The organism is Lentzea sp. HUAS TT2, from assembly GCF_051853195.1.
Taxonomy (GTDB): Bacteria; Actinomycetota; Actinomycetes; order Mycobacteriales; family Pseudonocardiaceae; genus Lentzea.
This window is the reverse complement of the sequence record NZ_CP196667.1, coordinates 7,472,573-7,493,121: the sequence shown is the minus strand read 5'-3', so window position 1 is coordinate 7,493,121 and position 20,549 is coordinate 7,472,573. Positions and strand designations below refer to the sequence as shown.

The window sequence follows — 20,549 nt, the reverse complement described above, 5'->3', positions numbered from 1 at the left end:
GGAAACGCCATGCCGAACACCGACGTACGGCTGCAAGGAAGACTGCTGGACGAGATCACCGCAGGCACCGGGCCGTCCTTGCGCGGGCTGTCCGAGGAGGCGGCGGTCACCGAGAAGATCATCCCGCAGTGGCTCGCCGCCGGTGGGGAACGGCCGGACAGCGGGCTCACGCTAGCGGGGTTCCGGCAGACGCAGGACCGGCTGGCGACCGAACTGGCGGACGCCGTGACAGCCCTGCGCGCACGTGGTGTGGACGTGCTGTTGTTGCGGGGCTTCGCGTTCCAACGTCTCTACCCGGCAGGATCGGTGCGCCAGTTCAGCGACATCGACCTGGCGATCCGCGATGTCGCGGACCTGCCCGCCGTCGTCGAGGTGCTCGGCGGCCTCGGGCATCGCGTCGTGCGGCCGATCACCGCGTGGTCGTCGCGCCACGGCGTGTGGGCGGGCGTGGCGTTCAACAAGCCGTCGGGCCACGGACTGCCGTACTACCTGGATCTCGTGATCCCCGGTCCCGCAATGGGATGGGGACGACATCATGCGATCGGCGACTCCGCCTGGCGTCGGCGGACGCACGTCGCGCTGCGCGGAACCGATGTCCCGGTGCTGGCTCCGGCCGACCTGCTGACCGTGTTCCTGGTGGAGCTGCTCGAACGCGAGACCTGTCTGGTCCGCGACGCCCTGGACTTCGTGGTTCTCAGCGGTGCGGACGACTTCGACGCCGACCGGGCGGTGATGAACGCGGCAGGTCTGCCAGTGCGCCAGGGGCTGCTGAGGCTTCTGCCGATCCTGCGCGCGTCCGGGCATCAGCACGCCCGGCGTCTCGCCGCTCGGCTGGCCGCGTCCACGACGGCACCGTCCACGCTCGACCAGGTCCGGTCCAGCACCGTTCGTATGCTGGGCAAGGGATTCGAGGCGGTACGTGGCCGGAGTCCGAACCTGGCCGCACGCATCGCCGCGGCACGCTCCGTCGTGTCGACGGCCGAACGGCTGGGTCTGCCGACCTTCCTCTTCCCCGATCCGGACCGCCGGCTGGCCGGTTTGCCCGCCAGGCGCACACGTGCCGCACTGGACGGGTTCACCGCAAGACTGCGCCCGATCGCCGACGAGGCCGAACAGGAGTACGCGTTCTCGACGAAGGGGGTGCCGTCGCGATGACCGCGACGATCACAGAACCGCTGCTCGGCGACGGCGAGGCCGTGCGCACCATGGCGGAACTGCAGGCGGTGGCGGCGCTCGCCCCGGCCGACCGGGCCTACCTCGATCTCGCCCACCTGCGCGAACGGGTGTCGCGCGAGCTCTCCGACACCGTGGTCGCCGAGTCCGGCGGGCTCGTCCGCCGGCGGGACGGCCGGCCGAGTGCGGCGGTGTTGTGGACCGACGGACGGCATCCGCTGACCGGGCACGGTGAACGCGTGTTGAGCGCGGTGGTCGCGATGCCGGACGCTCGTGCAGACCTGGCGGAGCTGCTGGTCGAGGCCGTGACGAAGGCGGCGGACGACGAGGTGGACGCCCTGCGCGCCGAGGTCGGCGACGAGCTGTCCGCGGAGCTGGCCGAAGCCGGGTTCACCGCCCACTTCCTGGTCACCCGCAAGGAGATCGTGCCACGGCCCGGGGATCCGGACTGCGTCCCGCTGCCCGGCGAGCTGCGCTGGTTCGCGGTGCGCTGCCTCGCCGACGCGGTGGTCACCGGGCTCGGCACCGGGCCGTTCGCGACGAGGACTGTCGGCCGGCCCGAGGTCGAACAGTTCGTGGAAACGCGCATGGCGACGTGGGACGGCCGCACCGCGCTGTCCTACGTGGCTGTCAAACCCGAGGGCGGGCCGGTGGCGCACGCCGACGTCCGGCTGCGCATCGCCGCGCACCACAGCGGCACCGACGCGATGCTGAGCGACGTGTACGTGCTGCCGGGCGAGCGCGGTCACGGCTGGGGAATGCGGCTCACCGGCCACGTCGAGAGCGAGCTGGCGAGTCGCGGGGTGCGCTGCATGGAAGGCACCGTGGTGCTGAACGGCGGCGCTCCCCCACCGGGCCTGCTCGACCAGCTCACCGGCGCCGGGTGGTGGGTCGACCGCCGTTCGATGACGTTGCGGTTGAAGTCCTGATGCGGCAACGGAAGCTCGGCGACCGCGGGCCGGAGATCAGTGCGGTGGTGCTGGGCACGATCAACCTGGGCACGGAGATCGGTCCGGACGAGAGCTTCAGGCTGCTCGACGCGGCCGCGGCCGGTGGCGTGACGATGATCGACACCGCCGACGTGTACGGCCGCAGGCCAGGCGAGGCGTACACCGAACTGCTGATCGGGAAGTGGTTCGCCACCCGGCCACACCGGCGGGACGAGGTCGCCGTGGCCACGAAGATCGGCATGCCGTTCACCGCGGCTCCGCACGACCGCGGCCTGAACGCCCGGCACCTGCGGCGTGGCTGCGAGAACGCACTCGCACGGCTGGGCGTCGAACGCATCGGCCTGCTCCAGCTCCACCAGCCCGATCCGGCGACGCCGCTCGAGGAGACGTGGTCCGAGATCTCCCGGCTGCAGCGCGAGGGCAAGGTCGGCGAGGCCGGCACGTCCAACCACGCGCCCGCCGACATCCGGCGCAACCACGCCGCGGCACTGCGGGCGGGTGCTCGCGCGCCGGTGTCCGAGCAGTGCGCCTACAACCTGTTGAGCAGAACCCCGGAGAACGACACGGTGGAGGTGTGCGCGCAGCTGGGAATGGGCTTGCTGGCGTGGAGTCCGCTCGCCCGTGGCCTGCTCGGCGGGATGATCGCGCGGCGGGACGCGGGTGAGGCCGGCGGGAGGCTGATGCAGCCGGCCGTGCTGAAGGCGCTGGAACGACATGAGGAACGGCTGCGGGAGTACGAGAAGGAGTGCGCGGCCCGCGGGTCGGTGCCCGCTGACGTGGCGCTGGCGTGGCTGCTCGGTCGGCCCGGTGTCCGCGCGGCGGTGATCGGCCCGCGCACCGTCGAGCAGCTCGCATCGGCTTTGTCCACTGCGGACTCGGAGCTCGACGAAACGTTGCGGGACAGGCTCGACGCGCTCTTTCCACCGGGCACACCGGCGCGCGGTGAGCCCTACGCGCATCCCTGACGGGTCATCGCGCCGAGCGAACCCCCACCACGACCGCCATGGTGTCCGTGACCCGGACCTCGGTCGCCACCAGCAGAGGATGGGTGAGGTAGTGCATGCGCAGGTCGTCCACGCCGTCGCCGTAACGGGGCGGCCAGGTGGTCGCGGGAGCGAAGTCGTCCAGGACGAGGATTCCCCCCGGCGCCAGCAAGCCGACGACACCGTCCGGATCGTCCCGCTTGCCCCCACCGTCGCAGAAGAACAGGTCGAACGGGCCGAGCTCCCGCAACGCGGTCCAGTCGGCCGTCAGCACCCGCACTCGCTCGTCTCCGGAGAACAACGCACGCGCGACCTCGGCGCGGAGCGAGTCCCGTTCGACGGTGACGAGCGAGGCGTCCGCGGTCATCCCGCTGCACAACCACGCCGCGCCGACGCCGTGCCCGGTACCGCTTTCCGCGAGCCGGCCGGTCGGCTTGGTGGCGGCCAGTGCGGCCAGCAGCCGGCCGACACCGGGTTCGCAGCTGTGGGTGAAGCCGTCCGCCTCGGCGTTCGCGAGCGCTCGCCGCACGAGCTCCGGTACGGGACGGTCTGCTGATGTGGTCATCGATTCGCTCTTCCCGGTGTTCGCCATTCGTGTGCGGCCAGCGCGGCGACGATCGCTTGCACGGCGGGAAGTTCGGCGCTCGGCGGCAAGCTGTCCTCGTCGTTGCGGACCATCAGGTGAAATCGACCGTAGTCGGCCAGGCCGGTCTCGGTGCGGTGCCGCGCGGTCGCCGCATCTGGGGGCACTCCGTCGCGAGCGGCCAGCCTGCGCTGCCGCACCGGTTCAGCACACTGCACGTGCGCCAGCAGGAACCCGGCGTTCCTGACGGCGTCCGCCTCTTCGGCGGTGCGCACGTCCGGCACGTACACCGAGGCCCCGGTGGCCAGGTCTGCGGCTCGACCCAGCGCGGTGCGGATCCAGTAGCCGGGATCGGCCGCCCTGCGCGCGTCGCCCAGCAGCTGCATGGCCCTGCGGGCGACCGGGCCGCGTTCCCGCGCGAAGGTCAGCGTGCCCGCGCGCACCGGTTCGGCCAGCAACGCGGTGAAGGGGCGCACGGACTCCACCGGCATGCCCAGGGCCCTTGCCACGGCCACCGCGGGATCCGTGCCGTGATCGGACCTGATCGCGCCGATCACGAGCTCACATTCGGAGATCACGGCGTCTCCGAAAGCGACTCGCTCGTACCTCGTCCCGGAGACGGCGTGCATCGCGAGAGCCGCCAGGGTGTCCTTGCCCGACCCCGACCTGCCCGCGAGCGCGAGCCGGTACCCGCGGGCGTCAGCCCCGTTCATCGTCACCCCGCACCGGCACCGGCTCCACCGCTTCCACGTCGCGCAACACGGTCCACGGCACCACCAGCCCCAGCGCCACGACGAGAAGGCCGCTGACGAGGATGACACCGGACACGTCGTTCGTGACCTCCACCGCCACGCTGCCGATGGCGGCACCGAGTGGCTGCGCGGACCAGGCGAACACCATCGACACCGTGATGACCCGGCCGAGCAGGTCGACCGGTACGAGCCGCTGCCGGACCGTGTTCGCACTCGTCGCGAACAGCACCGCGAACGCGCGGACGCCGGCCGCGCACACCGCGCCGACGATCAGCGAACCGGTCAGCGCCGCCGTGGACACCGCCAGCCCCATGCCGACCACCGCGACGGTGACCAGAGTGAGGAAGCCGAACCTGGTGACCAGCCTGCCCGCGGACAACCCGGCGATGACGACACCGATGCTCGCCGCGGCGAACACCTGGCCGACCTGCGCGTCACCGGCGCCCCAGCGGTCCTTCGCCAGGAACACGAGCTGCGCCCAGTACGGTCCGGTGAAGAGGTTGATCCCGACCGCTACGAGCGTGATCGTCCGCAGCACCGGAGACCGCCACACCACCGCCAGGCCCTCGCCGACCGCCCGCCACATCGGCTTGGACGAGCGCTCACCGGTGAGCGGGGTGCGGATGGCGGCGATCGCGGCCGCCGACACCAGGAACGACACCGCGTCGACGACGAGCACCGTCGAGACGTCGGCCACCAGGGTGACCGCGCCCGCGATGCTCGGCCCGAACACGGCTCCGGCGTTGTACGCGGCCTGCACCCGGCCGTTCGCCCGGTGCAGGTCCTCGCGGTCCACCAGGCTGGGGATGACCGCGAACTGCGCCGCCTCGAACGCGATGCGCATGGTCGCGTGCACCGCCACCACGGCGAGCAGGAGTCCGATGTGGAGCGCACCGAGGAAGTACAGCGCCGGCACCAGTCCGACCACCACAGCCCGCCCGGCGTCGGTCCACACCAGGATGCGACGCAGGTCGAACCGGTCGACCAGGGCACCGATCGGCAGGCCGAACACCAGGTACGGCAGATAGCTCAGCACCGTCGTCATGCCGAGTGCCAACGGGGAGCCGGTGAGCTGCAACGCGAGCACCGGGAACACGAAAGCCGTGCATCCGCTGCCCACACTGGAGATCGCCTGGGCACCGAGGTAGAGGCGGAAGTCCCGCCGGTTCCCCGTCGTCATCTCGCTGCCGGTTCGGCGTCGCGCGGGCTCTCCGCTCCGCGCAGCCGGTCGGCGTCGAGGAACCGGCGCCGCACCAGCCTGCCGAACTCGACCGCCTCGCTCAGCTTGGGGTACCCGGAGAGGATGAAACCATCCACTCCGGACTCCCGGAACTCGATCAGCCGCGCCGTCACCTGGTTCGGATCACCGACCAGCGCGGTCGCGACGCCGAACCGCCCGACACCGGGCCCGGCCCACAAGTTGGGACCGACCATCAGGTCACCGGCGCTCAGCGCGGTCTGCCGGTCGCGCCCCGGGCTGTCCGAAGTGGACGGAGCCACCGTACGCGCACGCACGCGCGGATCCACCCTGCTGATCAGCTCCTCCGCCCGTCGCCAGGCCAGTTCCTCGGTCTCCCTGACGATGACGTGCACGCGCAGGATCATCCGCACCGACCGGCCGTGCAGCTCGTAGCGCCGCCGCAGGTCCGCGACCTCGGCGGCCACCCGGTCCGGTAGGTCGGCCCAGATCAGGTGTGCGTCGGCGAACCGCGCGGACAGCTCCCTCGCGGGCGGGGAACCTCCGGACAGGTAGACGGGGATGTCGCGTTCCGGTGGCGGGTACAGCGACAGGCCGTCGAGCCGGTAGATGTTCCCCTCGTACCCTGCGGCGGCCGGCACCGCGCCAGGCCTGCGTGAAGACGTCCAGCCACTCCTCGAGTCGGTCGCGTGGATCCGTCGAAGCAACCGATCCACCTGGGTCACCACGTTGAGGGCGACCCTGCCGGGGAAGTGCGAACCGCGCGGACAGCTCCCTCGCGGGCGGGGAACCTCCGGACAGGTAGACGGGGATGTCGCGTTCCGGTGGCGGGTACAGCGACAGGCCGTCGAGCCGGTAGATGTTCCCCTCGTAGGACATGTCCTGCAGGCGGCCGGCACCGCGCCAGGCCTGCGTGAAGACGTCCAGCCACTCCTCGACTCGTCGGTAGCGCGTGGATCTGTCGTCGAAGCAACCGATCCACCTGTCCTCTCCCCACTCACCGGTCACCACGTTGAGGGCGACCCTGCCGGGGAAGTGCATGTCCAATGATGCGGCCATCCTGACCGCCTGCGCCGGGTGGAACTGGTTGGGACGGACGGCGAGGATCAGTCGGGCCGTTCGCGTCCTCGCCAGAACGGCGCTCGCCGTGGTCCACGTCTCCGCGTGGTTGATGTACGCGGTGGGAACCAGCAGACCCGAGAACCCCGACTGCTCAGCGGCTTCGGTGATCGAAACCAGGTGCGGGATCGTCGGTTCCTCGCCCTCCAGCGGCCACGTGCCGATGTGCCGCACGTCCGGATCGAGAGGGAGGAACCAGTTCATTTCAGGTACTGCGCTCGTCATCTCATCCCCCAGGACTCACCAAGCGCTGACGGCCGGGCGGCCGGCGGATCATGGCCGCCCGGCCGCACATCAGCTACAGCTGTCGTTCTTCGGTCAGTGCTTGACCACCGGCTCGACCGGAATGACGAACGCGTCCTTCTTGGCCATGGTGACACCCCCTTCCCCCAAATCGACCGTCTCGTCGCGACAACGTCGACTTTCCTTGTGCTGCACCGATGTTGCGTGACATGCGAGACGGAGCCGAGTAATCTCAAGCTGCCACGTGCGGGGGGCGCCGTCAAGCAATCGCGAACGGACAGGAGTGGCGAAATTGGCTCGTACAAGTGTTTCCGGAGGACCGACGGCCCGTCTTCGGGCTGGAGTGTTCGGCACGGTTGAACACTCCGACATGATCGAATTCTTTCGCACCAACGGGTTCGTCGTGCTCAGAGGACTGTGGACAGCGCAGGAGCTGGACAGCCTCGACATCGCATGTGCTCGCGCACAAGAGCAACTGCGGCGCGGCGAGCTCCCCGAACGACACGGCGCTCGTTCGGGTTTCGACCCGACGGACGAGCGCGCCGGCACCGCTTTGCCCAACTACGTCCTGCACGTAACGGAAATCGTGCCGGAGGTGCGCGCCGCCGTACTGCATCCCACGGTGACCAACCTGGTCCACAGTTGGCTGACTGATCCGTGGCTGTTGGAGGGCGGGCTGTTCGGCGTCGTGATGCAACACGCGCGGCCGGGACGCGACAGCAACTACAGCCGGATCGGCTGGCACGCCGACTGGCAGGCGGGACCACACCTGGACCGGTGGCCGTCGGTCGCGTTCACGATCCACCTCGACGCGACGAGCCCCGCCAACGGTTTTCTCCGCGTGGTGCCGGGCAGTCACCGCTGGGCCACGCCCGCCCCCGCTGCCAACGCCGACGGCGGCCCGTTGCCGGAAGGTTCCCGCACCCACGCGGGCCACACGGACGAACCGCCGCCCTACCCGATGCCCGCGGGGTTCGAGGGCATCCCGGACGAGTACCCGGTGTTCTGCGAACGGGGTGACGTGTTGTTCCACGACGCCTTCCTGTGGCACTCGGCGGCACGCGGCACGGACGACGACAGCCACCGCAGGCACATCCGCGGTGGCTGGTTCTCCGGCAGGCCCGACCAGTCGGGCGATCCGAAGGACTTCGTCAAGAACGCGCGCCGCTGAGTCACAGCGGCGCCGATCCGGCCGGGTACAGGTGTGCGGAGGCTCCGCACACCTGTACCCGTCGGAGAGAGCCGAGGGCACCATCGTCCGCACACATGCGGACCGCACAGCCGCACCGCCGGTCCGCGCCGCCCGTCACGACCTCGTCGCCCTTCGACTGGGGCCGACCGCCGTCACAGTGCCGATGCCCACGTGTACGGCCGGAACGGCTGCCGTACCAGGCCCCGCCGTCCAACTGCGGTTCTCGCCTGGACGAGAGTCCCGCTGGAAACGCCGGCACAGTCAGCCCGGTGCCGCCCGAAATGTCATCGCCGCACCTCACTCGGCGCATCTGCACTTGGTGATGACCCCACCCAGGAGTCCGATCCCGGGAACGTCGAAGGTGTGCGACGTGACGACGGCGCCGGGAAACTTTGGTGTCACCATGCGACCGACGCCCTCGCGCTCGTCGCTCAGCCACAAGCCAGGTCGTCAGGCGCGAGCAGCTTGTTGGCTGCCATCGATCGACTGCTGGAACGATGTTCCTCGCCGGAGGACGCGGCTACTCCGACGTCCCTGGCTGATACCTTCAAAAGATGCCCACGCTCTTCCATCTCAACGGCGCCCCTGGAATCGGGAAATCCACTCTCGCGCAGATGTACGTCGACCAGCACTCCGGCACATTGCATCTCGACGCAGATCTTGTCACACGCATGATCGGAGGCTGGCAGGAAGACTTCTGGAAAACACTTCACGAATCACGAGCGATCGCTGTCGCAATGGCCGCGACACACCTGAAGGCAGGGAAGGACGTGGTGTTGCCGCAGCTGGTGACCAGTCACGACGAGATCGACGACTACCTGCGCGCGGCGAACGAGAATGACGCGCAGTACCTCCAGATCGCACTGACGGCGCCCAAAGACACGGCGCTGAAAAGGTTTGCCAACCGGGCATCCGACGCGGGTGACGACTGGAATCGACACATCACGGGAATCATTGAGAAGAGCGGCGGGCCGCAGCTGCTGCTGCGGATCCACGATCAGCTCGATGACTATCTCCGCAAAAACCCACCCGTCGCCGCGGTGGACACGGACGGGAGCGATCCGAGCCAGGTTTATGCGGAACTAAAGACCACACTCGAAGCACTGCGTGAGCCTGTACGTGCCGAAAATTGCATCCACGCAGGTCAAGCGGATGGTGGTTCTCGTGGGTGACCCCCGCCGAGACGGTCCTGCCGACCTACGGTGAGGCATTCAATCTGGTGCGGTGCTTGCTGTGACGCCACTCGCGCCAACCACGAACTATAGGTCTGCCTGATTCCAGAACGGCGGGCGGTCCAGCCGTTCTCCGCGAAAGTTCTTGGCCTCAGTCGACAGAACTTGGCGGCGAAATACTGAATCGCTTCGACTGACCCTCTCCACTAGAGCCGAGCTCTCCAATACCGCATGAACACGCCAACCGCGCAAGCGTGCGACACTTGGGGGTCAAGTTTCCCATGAACCGCGATCTGTGGCACGAGTTGTCCAACTGGTCAGATGCGCACAGGCCGTGGCTCACGAAGCCCTCAGCCATTGAGATTACATTAATACGCTGGTAGAGCACGTGGGCATAGTCTCACGCTCGGTCCTGCGCAGCAGCCGCAACGCGGCGAAGACCTGGGAGACGGCAAGGTAAGCGACGATTTCTCGGCACGCACAGGATTCATGGCGTGACAGGCTTCGTGTGGCGGCGGTCGTTCATCCGGGCGCCGTGGTGAACCACTCCGGATTGTGGGACCTGGTGTCACGTGACGCCCAGGACCGCGGCTGGGTTTGGCATCTCGCGAAGACAGCACGGTGAACGCGGTGGCCGCCGGGTCGGCGTCCCATGGCCAGGCCGACCCGAACCCACCCCACCCGATCCGGTTGGTACCCCTTCTTCGCCGGTGTCCTGCGCGGGATGCCGACTCACTCGGAGAAGTCAACGGGTGTGCAGTTGGCTCAAACCGTTGATGATCAGCTCCAGCCCGAAGGCGAACTCGTCCTCCAGCGGCACCGGCAACGAGTCCGCGACCGCAAGGGTGGCCGGATACTCCGCTGACGAGAGATTGTGGAAGTGCTCCGACACCTGCTTCTGCTCGGCCCCGTTCCCTGATCCGGCGAGCTGGATGGCGAAGCCCAGGACGTAGCGCGCGAGCGTCGCGTAGGCGCGCGCCGCGAGACTCGGGGACAGTCCACCGGCGAGCAGGACGGCCAGGCAGCGTTCCCGCAGCATCATCGCGTTCGGACCGATCGGCGTCTCTTCGATCAGCAGGGGTGCGACCTTGCGATGCTTGCCCAGCGTGTCGAACATCGCCTGACTGAGCGCCCGGCAGGCCTGGTCCCAGCTCATCTCCGCAAGAGCGCCGGAATCGAGTTCGACCTCGCCGAGAACGCGATCGACCACGTGCCCGATGAGCACTGCCCGGTTGGTGAAGTGGCGGTACAGCGTGGCCGTGCCGGATTCGAGGCGTTGCGCGAGGGTCCGCATGGACAGGGCCTCGGCGCCTTCCTCGTCGACGAGTTGCAACGCCGTGGCGAGGATCCGGTCCAGCGGGACGGCGGGACGGCCACGTGAGCGCCTGGTGGACTCGGTGCCGGCAGCGGGCAGAGACGAACTGGTCACAGGCATCAGTATCACCTCCGGTTGACACCTCACACAATAACGGCAACACTGTTGCCATTATGAAGAGCAACCACAACCCCACCTCCGGCACCGAGATCGTCTCGGTGGACGGCCTGCGCGTTCACTACAAACGAGCAGGTCAGGGGCCGACGGTAGTGCTGCTGCACGGCAGCGGGTCGTCGTTGGAGGGCTTCGAGCGGGTGGCGGCGCTGCTGTCGTCGTCCTACGACGTGATCCGCCCGGACCTGCCCGGCTTCGGACGGACCGGGCCTCGACCCGACCGTGACTACCGCGTCCGGACGTACGCGCGAACGGTCGCCGACTTCATGACGGCGTTGCGGGTGCCGCACTTCGCGGTGACCGGGAACTCGTTGGGCGGCAACATCGCGTGGAACCTGGCGTTGGACGCCCCGGAGCGGGTCGACGGGCTGGTGCTCGTCAACGCCACCGGCTACCCGGAGAAGTCACTGCCCGCCGGGTTGAGACTCGCTCGGAATCCGCTGCTGCGCCCGGTGTTGCGGCGATGGCTCCCGCGCGGCGCGACCGAGCGAGGGCTGCGTGAGGCGGTCGGCCCGAAGTCCTCGATCGTGGACGACGCCATGGTGGACCGGGTGCACGCGTTGACGAGCCGTCCAGGGAACCGGTCGGCGTTCGTCGACTTCGCCAACACCGACCAGCCGGACCGCAGCGGCGAGATCGCGCGGATCAAGGTCCCGACGCTGGTGCTGCGCAGCGCAGAGGTCGACGGGCAGCTTTTCGCCCGCGACATCCCCGGCGCCCATGAGCGCGTGCACCCCGACGGCGGTCACCTGCTGCCAGAGGAGTACCCGGACTGGGTGGCTGCGGCGATCGCCGAGTTCCTGCCAGCGAAGGAGGAGCGGCGATGAGGTACTTCGTCGCGTCCGATGAGGACATTCGACTCGACGGGGCAACACGGCGCACACTGCGGGGCAGTTACGTCGAGCTGTCCGACGGGGTGACGCACTACGAGCTGGCCGGTCCCGACGACGGCGCACTCGTCGTGCTCGTCGGCGGCATCACCATTCCGCTGTCCTACTGGGACAAGACCGCAGAGCAGCTGCACAGCCGAGGACTGCGCACCCTGGCCTACAGCGCCTACGGGCGCGGCGGTTCCGACCGGGTGCGCGCCACCTACGACGAGGCGTTGTTCGTCCGGCAACTGGCCGAACTGACTGCGGCCCTGGACCTCACGCCACCGTGGCACGTGGTCGGCACGTCGATGGGTGCGCTCGTCGCGATGGCCTACACGAACCGTTATCCCGAGGCCGTGGCCACGCTCACCATCGTCGGGCCGGCCGGTCTGGGCCCCCGTCCCCTGCCGCAACGGTTGCTGCGCAACGATCTCGTGAGCGGGTTCGTCGCCAGGCGCTTCGGCCGCAAGTTGCTGGAGGGGCACCTCGGGCACAACGTCCGCGACCCAGCGCTGTCCGCCGAGCTGGTCGCGATGGTGCGCGACGCCTACCGGTGCGAGGGCTCGCTCTACTCGTTCTTCCAAACCCTGCAGGACTTCCCGTTGTTCGAGCGGCAGGAACTCTTCCGACGGACGGGCGAACTGGGAATCCCTGCCCTGCTCGTGTGGGGCGACGACGACCAGGTCACCCCGATCACCCATCTCGACACCGTCACCAAGCTGCTGCGGCCACGACGGACACATGTCATCACCCAATGCGGCCACATGGCTCCCTTTGAACGGCCTCACGACGTCAGCGATCTGCTCGCCTCGTTCACCGTTCCCCACCCAGATCGGCTCTGACCATGAACGATCCCAACACCTCCCGAATCATCGACGTGCTGATCGCCGGTGCCGGCCCGACCGGCACCACGCTGGCGATCGACCTCGTGCGCCGCGGCTTGAACGTCCGCATCATCGACAAGGCCCCTCACTCGTTCGAAGGCTCACGCGCCAAAGGCATCCAGCCGCGGACACTCGAGGTGTTCGACGACCTCGGCACGATCGACGAGGTTCTCGCGGCCAGCAGCGACTACCCGCGCCTGGGCATCCACCTCGGACCGGTCGCCGCACCGTGGCGCATGTTCCGCAACCGCGACCGCACCGCCGACGTTCCCTACCCCAACACCCGGCTGATTCCCCAGTACCGCACCGACAGCGTGCTGCACGACCGGCTCGAGCAGCTGGGCGGAAGGGTCGAGTACGGCCGCGAACTCGTCGAGTTCGTTCAGGACAGCACGTCGGTCACCGCGACGACGACCGGGGACGGCGGCACCGAGAAGATCGCGGCACGCTATCTCGTGGGAGCCGAAGGCGGTTCGAGCGCCGTGCGCGGCCAGCTCGGCCTGAGCTTCCTCGGCACGACCGACGAACAGGACCGGATGCTGATCGTCGACGCCGTCACGACCGGTCTGTCCCGCGATCGCTGGCACGTCTGGCCGGGCGTGAAGGGCCGGTTCGCAGGTGCCTGCCCGCTGCCGCACAGCGACCTGTTCCAGTGGATGATCCGCCTGGCCCCGGACGAGGAACCCCCGGTGGGAGTGGAGGCGATCACCCGGCGGATCCAGGCCCACACCCGCAACCGGAACATCGAGCTGAGCGACATCCGCTGGCGGTCGGTGTTCCGGCCCAACATCCGCCTGGTGGAGGCCTATCGCCGCGGACGGGTCTTCCTCGCCGGCGATGCCGCGCACGTGCACACCCCCGCCGGCGCGCAGGGCCTCAACACCGGCATCCAGGACGCCTACAACCTCGGCTGGAAGCTCGCCCAGGTCCTCGCCGGAGCCGATCCGCGGCTGCTGGACAGCTACGAGGCCGAACGCCTGCCGATCGCCGCGGGCGTGCTCGGCCTGTCCACGCAGAAGTACGAAGGCATCGCGAAGCTCGACCCGTCGAGCCTGCGCCGCGGCAAGGACGAGCAGCAGTTGTCACTGACCTACTACGGCGGCCCGCTCGCACCCACCGACTGCGATCGCACGACGACACTGCAGGTCGGCGATCGTGCGCCGGACGCAGAACTGCTCGGCACGAACGGCACACCGGTGCACCTGTTCGACACCTACCGGGGTCCCCACTTCACCCTCGTCGCCTACGGCCCGGATGCCGCCGCTGCGAGCGATGAGCTCGACTGGCCGACCACGGGTGCGCCACTGCGGCGTGTCGTCGTCGACTCCGGCGCCAAGGCCGACCACGTGCTCACCGACCCTCGGCGCGACTTCCGCCACATCTACGGGATCAAGGAGGACACCCTGCTGCTCATCCGGCCCGACGGTTACATCGGGCACATCGCCACCCGGAACTTCCTCACCTCGATCCAGACCGCCGCCCGCGCGCTGACGCCCGTGGCCCAGCAGGAGACCGTCCGATGACCCGCATCCTGCTGCGCGGCGCGCAGGTGATCACGATGGCGCCGCACCGGCCCGACGCCGAACGCTGCGACGTCCTCATCGACGGCGACCGCATCGTCGGAGTTGGCGACGACCTCGACGACACCGGTGCGGAGATCGTCGACGTCACGGACCGCATCATCATGCCCGGCCTGGTCAACGCCCACCTGCACACCTGGCAGACCGCGCTGCGCGGTGCAGGCGTCGACTGGACGCTCGCGGACTACCTCGGTCGCATGCACGGCGCCGTGGCCAAGCACTACCGCCCGGAAGACATGCGCGTCGGGACGCTCGCCGGCGCGCTGAGCCAGCTCGACCGCGGCACCACGACCCTGGGCGACTGGTGCCACAACACGCCCACACCCGAACACACCGACGCGGCGATCGACGGCCTGCTGTCGTCCGGCATCCGCGGGGTCTTCCTGCACGGCACTCCGTATTCCGCCGCCGACGCGGCCCACCCGGTGAGTGAGATCGACCGGCTGCTCGACGGCCAGGCCGGCACCCACGCGTTGCTGACCTTCGGTTTGGCCGTCCGCGGCCCGCAACTGTCCACTCCAGACGTCGCGGTAATCGACTTCCGCGTGGCCGCCGAGCGCGGGATCGTCGTGTCGATGCACCAGAGCGGCGGAGTGCCGGGGCCGGGGTGGGAGGCGGTGCGGTCGGCCGGACTGCTGAGCCCTTCGACCAACGTCGTGCACGGCGCCGGGCTCACCGACGAGTGGATCAAGATCCTGGTCGACGCAGGAGCGAGCGTCACGTGCACGCCGGAGAACGAGCTCGGCCAGGGCCACGGCTCCCCCGTCACCGGACACCTGCTCCAGCTGGGCGCCGCACCGTCGCTGGGCACCGACACCGACGCGGTCACCCCCGCCGACGTCCTCTCCGCCGCCCGGATCGCGCTGGCCCACCAGCGCGGCCGCGACCACGACCACCATCGGCAGACCACCGGCGCGTTCTCGCTCACCGCGACGATCACCGCCAAGCAGGCGCTGTCCTGGGCGACGGTCGAAGGCGCCAGAGCGCTCGGCCTCGACGACCGCGTCGGCAGGCTCGAAGCGGGCATGCAGGCCGACCTCGTCGTCATCGACGGCTCCGCGCCGAGGCTGTGGCCGATCACCGATCCGGTCGCGACGGCGCTCTACGCGAGTTCCGGCGACATCGAGGCGGTCATGATCGCCGGACGCTGGCGCAAACGGCAGCACGAACTCGTCGACGTCGACCTCGACGCCCTGCGAGGACAGCTCCAGGAGTCCGCGGGTCACCTCCTGCCCAACCTCGTGGACTGACCGCTGCTGTGCCTGTGCGGCAGGCTCAAGAGGATCTTCGCAAACGCCGCCGAGGCTCGGGCGTGCAGACCGCGACACCGCCCAGTCGACGTCTGCCTCGTCAACATCCTCAACTCGCACCGGGGTGACGAGAGGCAGCCGCGCCCGGGTTCGCCGGCGCGGCTGCCTCTCGTCACCGATGTCCGCTCAGGACGTTCACACCGCGGGCGCCACCGCCTTCACCTCGGCGCTCTCCGGGTGTTCTGCGCGTGGTTGCCGCAGCAGGAGCCCGGCGACGAGACTGATGATCGCCGCCACAGCCATGTACCCCGCGATGGAGAGCCAGGTGCCGGTCGACTCCAGCAGTGTCGCGCTGATGGCCGGTGCCAGCGCGTTGCCGAAGATGGTGCCGAAGGTGAAGCCGATGGCCATGCCGCTGAACCGCAGCGACACCGGGAAGGCCTGGGAGAAGAACACCGGGAACATCGCGAAGTTGGCCGCGTAGCCGCCGAACAGCAGGGCGAACCCGAGGAACATCAGGATCGGCTCCTTGGTGTGCAGCAGGGGGAACCACACGAACGGGAAGACGGCCATCGCGACGGCACCGGCGGTGAAGACGGTGCGCGGTCCGATGCGGTCGGCGAGCCGGCCGTAGAGCGGTGCGCTGATCACGACCACCACCAGGCCGGGCAGGATGACGCTCAGCATGGTGGTCGTGCTGATCTGCAGTGCGGTCTTGCCGTACGTGAGCACGTAGATCGACCCCACGGTGATGCTGACCCCCGCGCTGATGGTCGCGAGCGTCACGAGAGCGACGGTGCCGCCGCACTTGCGCAGGACGTCCACGAGCGGCAGCCTGCGGACCGCTCCGGTTCCCTTGGCGTCCTCGAACTCGGGGCTCTCGTGGAGCTTCACCCGGATCACGAACCCGGTGACCACGAGCAGGAAGCTCGCCAGGAACGGGATCCGCCAGCCCCACGCGAGGAGATCTTCCTCCGGCAGCTGGGACACCAGCAGGAACGCGATGTTGGCCAGGATGGTGCCGACGGCCGTGCCGGTGTTGAGGATTCCTCCGAAGAAGCCGCGCCGGTGTTCGTCCGCGTGTTCGACGGTGAGCAGCACGGCGCCGCTGGACTCACCGCCGAACGACACGCCCTGCACGACGCGCAGGACGACCAGCAGCACGGGTGCGGCGATCCCCCACTGGCCGTAGGACGGGAGCAGCCCGATCGCGGTGGTCGCGAGACCCATCATCACCAGCGTGGTGACCAGGATGAACTTGCGGCCCATCCGGTCGCCGAGGTGGCCGAACAGCAGGGCGCCGAACGGACGTGCGACGTAGCCGACGCCGAAGCTGGACAACGAGATGAGCGTGCCGACGAGCGGGTCCGCGGCCGGGAAGAAGATCTTCGGGAACAGCAGCGACGCCGCCAGGCCGTAGAGCACGAAGTCGTAGAACTCGATCGTGGTCCCGAACCACCCGGCCAACGCGGCCCTGGCCGGTTGCCGGCGCGGTTGTGTACCAGTGGACATGGCTGCCTCCGAACGAGCTGGTCGAGTTGACGTACCTTTGCCCCGCAACGGGATCGCGACAACGCGCCGGTTCAGTGAGCGGACCGGGTCAGCGGGCGAATCTGTGCAGGAACGGCAGCACCGCGGCCGCCACCTCGTCGGCCTTGTCCTCCATGAGCGCCACCGTGCCGCCCCCGATCACCGTCCGGTGCACGACCTCGGCCGCGTTCAGGTTGCGCGCCAACGGTTCCAGCGCGGGCAGCGCGAACGGGTCGTCGGCGCCGCCGAGCAGCAGGACAGGTGCGGTGACGCGGCCGATCCGCCGTTCCATCTCGTACCTGGCGCACGCGAGGTGGCCTTCGCGGGGATCCACGCCGGGAGCCAGCGCGTCGCGCACGAACCGGTCCAGCAGGCCGGTCGCCGCGCGCGGGTAGTAGGGCCGCCGCTGCTCCCACCACGTCAGCAGGTGACCGCCGCCGGGATCGCGAGGCGCGTCGTCCACGCCCGGTCCGTCCCCGTGCGACCTCCGGAAACCGGCATCCGTCCAGGGCGTCGAGGACAGCACCGCCGCGGTGATCCGCTCGGGCACCGCGGCGGCCAGCTCGACCGCGACCACGCCGCCGGTGTGGTGACCGAGCAGCGCCGTGCGGTCGACACCCAGCGCGTCCAGCGCGGCGAGCGTCCCCTGGGCGTAGTCCTCGACGTGCTGCGGGGCGGACAGCGGCGAGCTGTTGCCGAACCCCGGCATGTCGATCGCGATCACCCGGTGGCCGGTCGCCAGCAGCGGTTGCAGCTCGCGGAACTCGTCCAGCGAGCGCGGGGCCTGGTGCAGCAGGAGCACGGCCGGGCCGCTCCCCTGCTCCGCGTAGTGGACCTGGCCACCGGGGACGGTGACGTAGCCGTACTCGGCCACGCTCTCCGCCGGAACCGTCTTGCTCACCGTCTACCTCCGCCGAGCCGTGTCTGCCGGATCCCGCAGTGTCCGTCGTCACGGTCGGTGAGCCCAGCAGGGCGGTCCGCCCAGCGGACCGCGCGGGCACAACGGCCACGCGCGGAAACGCGCAGGTAACGGGCAGTGACAGCTACTGGACTTGGATCTTTCCGGATGGCGATAATCGCGACCCGTGCACGCTCGGTGAGGAGGCTCCATGTCAGCAGAGGACTCGGGCCGGCCGAGCTCGGTGCTCGGCAAGGCGCAACTGCTCCTGCGGGCCTTCGAGTCCGGCACCTACCAGTTGGGGCTCACCGACCTCAGCCGCCGGTCCGGCGTGCCGAAGGCGTCGGCCTACCGGCTCGCGCAGGAACTGGTCGAGTGGGGCCTGCTCGAACGCCGCGGCGACCACTACCAGCTCGGCCTGCGGATGTTCGAGCTCGGGCAGCGGGTGCCGACCTCCGCGGTGCTGCGGTCCGTCGCGGGACCGGCGCTGGCCGACCTGTTCGCCGTCACCCGCGCCACGATCCACCTGGCCGTGCTCGACGGTGCCCACGTGCTCTTCCTGGAGAAGGTCGCGGGCGAGGCCAACATCCTCTCGCACTCCCGCATCGGTGGGCGGCTGCCCGCACCGTGCACGGCGACGGGCAAGGTGCTGCTGGCCGCGGCGACCGATCTCGACGAGCACCTGGCCCGCTTCCGCGAGGCCGGGCTCGCCCACCTGACCTCCCGCACCGTGTCCTCTGTGGACGATCTGCGCAAGCAGTTGACGGCGGTGCAGGCGCAGGGGTTCGCCTTGGAGATCGAGGAGACGATGCCCGGCGTCGGCAGCCTCGCGGTCCCCGTCACCGGCGCGGACGGCACCGTCCACGCCGCGGTGTCGACCACCGCGCCGGTCACCCGGCTGACACCCCGGCACCTGCTGCCCCAGCTGCGCACGACCGCGGCCACCATCGCGCGAGCGCTCGACCGCGCGCTGCTGGCCGCCGCCGCTGTGCGCGACGCGCCCTCGTCCCCGGCTGCCGCGGTGAGACGAGCAGCCGGCTGACGGTCCGCTGAGCGGATCGCCCGCTTGGCCGGGCAGGCCGCCGGCTCGACGATCGGCCAGGTGCGCGAGGAACGAGCGAACTCCCCGGTAGAACTGCTCAGCGCCAGGTCACGAGAGGACCCGGATCGGGAACTGGTCCGGTTCGACGACGGCACGCGCCTTCTCGTGGGTGAGACCGAGGAACGCTCACGTGCCCTCGCCGCCCGGCTCCGTGTCCCACCCGGCCGCCGAGTGCTCACGTGCGTGCGGCCGGGCCGCACGGCGGTGGACCTGCTCTTCGGCCTCGCCCGCCAGGGCGCGGTGGAGGTGCCGCTCGCCCTCGACGTCACGATCGCGGCAGCGGAGTCGATCCTGCGGTCCACAGGTGCGTCGATGCTGGTCGTGGGCACATCCGTGCTCGCGGGCAATGCGGCTCTGCGGGCTCTGCTGCCCCGCGTCGAGCGGGTCGTGCTGGTGGCAGAGGACGATCGGGGTCCGGGTGGCCATCCGTTCCTGGACGAGCTGCCCGCGCTCGGTGGGCGGGACCACCGGCCCGAGCCGGGGGACGTGCTCGTCGTGCTGTCGACCTCGGGCACCACCGGGCGGGCCAAGGCGGCCGAACTGCCGCACTTCGCGGCGGTGCGGCACGCGCGCCGGGTCTCCGCGACGATGCGGTACGGCCCCGAGGACGTGCTGTTCAACGTGTTCCCGTGGCACCACGTCAACATCCGGCACACAGCGCTGCTGCCCGCACTCATGACCGGCGCACGGCTGGTCGCGCACCGGCGCTTCTCCGCCTCCGGGTTCTGGGAGACGTGCCGGTCCGAAGGGGTCACCGCGTTCAACTTCATGGGCGCGATGCTGGCGATCCTCGACCGCCGGCCGGAGGACGACCGCGCCCACCCGGTCCGCCTCGCCTACGGCGCTCCGGCGCCCGCCGACCTGACCACGCGGTTCCTGGAGCGTTTCGGGGTGCGCGCCCTGGAGGCGTACGCGAGCACGGAGCTGGGGGACGTCGCGGCCAACACCCCAGCCGACTGGCGGCCGGGCACGGCGGGTCGCGTCGTCCCGGAGTACGAGGTGGTGATCGTCGACGAGACCGGGTGTCCCCTGCCGACGGGGTGCACCGGGCAGATCACCGTCCGCTCCCGGCTGCCGCACATGCGGTTCCTCGGTTACGCCGGAGACCCCGCCACCACCGCAGAAGTCCTGCGTGACGACTGGTTCCGCACCGGCGACCGGGGTCGTCTCGACGCGGAGGGCCGCCTGACGTTCGCCGGGCGCCGGGGTGACGTGGTGCGGCGGCGCGGGGAGAACATCTCGGCCTGGGACGTCGAGCAGGTGGTGCGCGCGCTGCCCGGCGTGGTGGACGCCGCCGTGGTCGGGGTCGACTCGGAGCTCACCGAGCAGGAGGTGCTCGTGGTGCTGACCACCACCGACCGGCGCCTCGACGGACCGGCGGTGCGGGAGTGGTGCCGCACCCGGCTGCCGCGGCACGCCTTGCCGCGGTACGTGCGCCTCGCCGGGGAACTGCCGCGCAACGGCAGCGGCAAGATCGTCAAGTCCCTGCTGCCCGCGGTCGTGGACGAGTCCACGTGGGACGCCGAACACCGGTCCGCCCAGTGAACCGGACGCGGGCCGCCTGGCGTCAGCGCTCCTA

18 protein-coding genes and 1 pseudogene are annotated in these 20,549 nt (G+C 69.9%); 11 read left to right on the top strand and 8 right to left on the bottom strand.

The annotated features are described in order from the left end of the window. The first annotated feature begins 9 nt into the window (after nt 1-9). From ACSHWB_RS35490 to ACSHWB_RS35480, 3 genes are read left to right on the top strand one after another with little or no spacing between them, the layout of a single operon-like run. The gene (locus ACSHWB_RS35490) at nt 10-1,155 is read left to right on the top strand and encodes a nucleotidyltransferase family protein (protein WP_439657668.1); all 1,146 of its coding nucleotides are present in this window, start codon (nt 10-12) and stop codon (nt 1,153-1,155) included. Next, nucleotides 1,152-2,102 (top strand): GNAT family N-acetyltransferase, encoded by a 951-nt coding sequence (locus tag ACSHWB_RS35485; RefSeq protein ID WP_439657667.1) that lies wholly within the window; start codon nt 1,152-1,154, stop codon nt 2,100-2,102. Before ACSHWB_RS35490 ends, ACSHWB_RS35485 begins: the two co-directional genes overlap by 4 nt. Next, the gene (locus tag ACSHWB_RS35480; protein ID WP_439657666.1) at nt 2,102-3,088 is read left to right on the top strand and encodes an aldo/keto reductase; all 987 of its coding nucleotides are present in this window, start codon (nt 2,102-2,104) and stop codon (nt 3,086-3,088) included. Before ACSHWB_RS35485 ends, ACSHWB_RS35480 begins: the two co-directional genes overlap by 1 nt. A 4-nt stretch (nt 3,089-3,092) precedes the next feature. Here ACSHWB_RS35480 and ACSHWB_RS35475 read toward each other — a convergent pair whose 3' ends face one another. From ACSHWB_RS35475 to ACSHWB_RS35455, 5 genes and pseudogenes are all read right to left on the bottom strand, one after another. Further along, nucleotides 3,093-3,671, bottom strand: a complete 579-nt coding sequence (locus tag ACSHWB_RS35475; protein WP_439657665.1) for an O-methyltransferase — start codon at nt 3,669-3,671, stop codon at nt 3,093-3,095. Beyond that, nucleotides 3,668-4,402, bottom strand: coding sequence for a hypothetical protein (locus ACSHWB_RS35470; RefSeq protein ID WP_439657664.1), 735 nt, complete (start codon nt 4,400-4,402; stop codon nt 3,668-3,670). The genes ACSHWB_RS35475 and ACSHWB_RS35470 overlap by 4 nt, the downstream gene beginning before the upstream one ends. Further along, a complete protein-coding gene (locus ACSHWB_RS35465) occupies nt 4,389-5,621 on the bottom strand; it encodes an MFS transporter (protein ID WP_439657663.1) in 1,233 nt (410 codons plus the stop codon). The genes ACSHWB_RS35470 and ACSHWB_RS35465 overlap by 14 nt, the downstream gene beginning before the upstream one ends. Continuing rightward, nucleotides 5,618-6,280, bottom strand: a complete 663-nt coding sequence (locus tag ACSHWB_RS35460) for an LLM class flavin-dependent oxidoreductase (RefSeq protein WP_439657662.1) — start codon at nt 6,278-6,280, stop codon at nt 5,618-5,620. The genes ACSHWB_RS35465 and ACSHWB_RS35460 overlap by 4 nt, the downstream gene beginning before the upstream one ends. 247 nt (nt 6,281-6,527) lie before the next feature. Beyond that, nucleotides 6,528-6,962, bottom strand: a pseudogene (locus tag ACSHWB_RS35455) (LLM class flavin-dependent oxidoreductase); the annotation flags it as partial. A 409-nt stretch (nt 6,963-7,371) separates the two neighbouring features. Here ACSHWB_RS35455 and ACSHWB_RS35450 point away from each other — a divergent pair. Continuing rightward, nucleotides 7,372-8,172, top strand: a complete 801-nt coding sequence (locus ACSHWB_RS35450; protein ID WP_439657661.1) for a phytanoyl-CoA dioxygenase family protein — start codon at nt 7,372-7,374, stop codon at nt 8,170-8,172. 575 nt (nt 8,173-8,747) lie between these two features. After that, nucleotides 8,748-9,365 (top strand): AAA family ATPase, encoded by a 618-nt coding sequence (locus tag ACSHWB_RS35445; RefSeq protein ID WP_439657660.1) that lies wholly within the window; start codon nt 8,748-8,750, stop codon nt 9,363-9,365. Between the two features lie 745 nt (nt 9,366-10,110). On the opposite strand, the gene ACSHWB_RS35440 is transcribed toward ACSHWB_RS35445, so the two are convergent. After that, nucleotides 10,111-10,794, bottom strand: a complete 684-nt coding sequence (locus tag ACSHWB_RS35440; protein WP_439657659.1) for a TetR/AcrR family transcriptional regulator — start codon at nt 10,792-10,794, stop codon at nt 10,111-10,113. Nucleotides 10,795-10,853: 59 nt separating this feature from the next. Here ACSHWB_RS35440 and ACSHWB_RS35435 point away from each other — a divergent pair, with 59 nt between their 5' ends. Genes ACSHWB_RS35435 through ACSHWB_RS35420 form a run of 4 tightly spaced genes read left to right on the top strand, consistent with a single transcriptional unit; the run spans nt 10,854 to nt 15,440 of the window. After that, complete coding sequence (locus ACSHWB_RS35435) at nt 10,854-11,681, top strand: alpha/beta fold hydrolase (protein ID WP_439657658.1); 828 nt, start codon at nt 10,854-10,856, stop codon at nt 11,679-11,681. After that, nucleotides 11,678-12,568, top strand: a complete 891-nt coding sequence (locus ACSHWB_RS35430) for an alpha/beta fold hydrolase (RefSeq protein ID WP_439657657.1) — start codon at nt 11,678-11,680, stop codon at nt 12,566-12,568. The genes ACSHWB_RS35435 and ACSHWB_RS35430 overlap by 4 nt, the downstream gene beginning before the upstream one ends. Nucleotides 12,569-12,570: 2 nt before the next feature. Further along, the gene (locus tag ACSHWB_RS35425) at nt 12,571-14,133 is read left to right on the top strand and encodes an FAD-dependent oxidoreductase (protein WP_439657656.1); all 1,563 of its coding nucleotides are present in this window, start codon (nt 12,571-12,573) and stop codon (nt 14,131-14,133) included. Further along, complete coding sequence (locus ACSHWB_RS35420; protein ID WP_439657655.1) at nt 14,130-15,440, top strand: amidohydrolase family protein; 1,311 nt, start codon at nt 14,130-14,132, stop codon at nt 15,438-15,440. The genes ACSHWB_RS35425 and ACSHWB_RS35420 overlap by 4 nt, the downstream gene beginning before the upstream one ends. A gap of 195 nt (nt 15,441-15,635) precedes the next feature. On the opposite strand, the gene ACSHWB_RS35415 is transcribed toward ACSHWB_RS35420, so the two are convergent. Continuing rightward, entirely contained in the window at nt 15,636-16,952 is a 1,317-nt protein-coding gene (locus ACSHWB_RS35415; RefSeq protein ID WP_439657654.1) for an MFS transporter, read from the bottom strand. 88 nt (nt 16,953-17,040) lie between these two features. Continuing rightward, nucleotides 17,041-17,871, bottom strand: coding sequence for an alpha/beta fold hydrolase (locus tag ACSHWB_RS35410; RefSeq protein WP_439657653.1), 831 nt, complete (start codon nt 17,869-17,871; stop codon nt 17,041-17,043). Between the two features lie 208 nt (nt 17,872-18,079). Here ACSHWB_RS35410 and ACSHWB_RS35405 point away from each other — a divergent pair, with 208 nt between their 5' ends. After that, on the top strand, nt 18,080-18,910 hold the full coding sequence (locus tag ACSHWB_RS35405) for an IclR family transcriptional regulator (RefSeq protein ID WP_439657652.1): 831 nt from the start codon (nt 18,080-18,082) through the stop codon (nt 18,908-18,910). A gap of 24 nt (nt 18,911-18,934) precedes the next feature. Beyond that, entirely contained in the window at nt 18,935-20,515 is a 1,581-nt protein-coding gene (locus ACSHWB_RS35400; protein ID WP_439657651.1) for an AMP-binding protein, read from the top strand. Nucleotides 20,516-20,549 lie beyond the last annotated feature (34 nt).

Coding starts and splice junctions, on each gene's coding strand:
- ACSHWB_RS35490 (WP_439657668.1), top strand. CDS start 10: ATGCCGAACACCGACGTACGGCTGCAAGGAAGACTGCTGGACGAGATC.
- ACSHWB_RS35485 (WP_439657667.1), top strand. CDS start 1,152: ATGACCGCGACGATCACAGAACCGCTGCTCGGCGACGGCGAGGCCGTG.
- ACSHWB_RS35480 (WP_439657666.1), top strand. CDS start 2,102: ATGCGGCAACGGAAGCTCGGCGACCGCGGGCCGGAGATCAGTGCGGTG.
- ACSHWB_RS35475 (WP_439657665.1), bottom strand. CDS start 3,671: ATGACCACATCAGCAGACCGTCCCGTACCGGAGCTCGTGCGGCGAGCG.
- ACSHWB_RS35470 (WP_439657664.1), bottom strand. CDS start 4,402: ATGAACGGGGCTGACGCCCGCGGGTACCGGCTCGCGCTCGCGGGCAGG.
- ACSHWB_RS35465 (WP_439657663.1), bottom strand. CDS start 5,621: ATGACGACGGGGAACCGGCGGGACTTCCGCCTCTACCTCGGTGCCCAG.
- ACSHWB_RS35450 (WP_439657661.1), top strand. CDS start 7,372: ATGATCGAATTCTTTCGCACCAACGGGTTCGTCGTGCTCAGAGGACTG.
- ACSHWB_RS35445 (WP_439657660.1), top strand. CDS start 8,748: ATGCCCACGCTCTTCCATCTCAACGGCGCCCCTGGAATCGGGAAATCC.
- ACSHWB_RS35435 (WP_439657658.1), top strand. CDS start 10,854: ATGAAGAGCAACCACAACCCCACCTCCGGCACCGAGATCGTCTCGGTG.
- ACSHWB_RS35430 (WP_439657657.1), top strand. CDS start 11,678: ATGAGGTACTTCGTCGCGTCCGATGAGGACATTCGACTCGACGGGGCA.
- ACSHWB_RS35425 (WP_439657656.1), top strand. CDS start 12,571: ATGAACGATCCCAACACCTCCCGAATCATCGACGTGCTGATCGCCGGT.
- ACSHWB_RS35420 (WP_439657655.1), top strand. CDS start 14,130: ATGACCCGCATCCTGCTGCGCGGCGCGCAGGTGATCACGATGGCGCCG.
- ACSHWB_RS35415 (WP_439657654.1), bottom strand. CDS start 16,952: ATGTCCACTGGTACACAACCGCGCCGGCAACCGGCCAGGGCCGCGTTG.
- ACSHWB_RS35405 (WP_439657652.1), top strand. CDS start 18,080: ATGTCAGCAGAGGACTCGGGCCGGCCGAGCTCGGTGCTCGGCAAGGCG.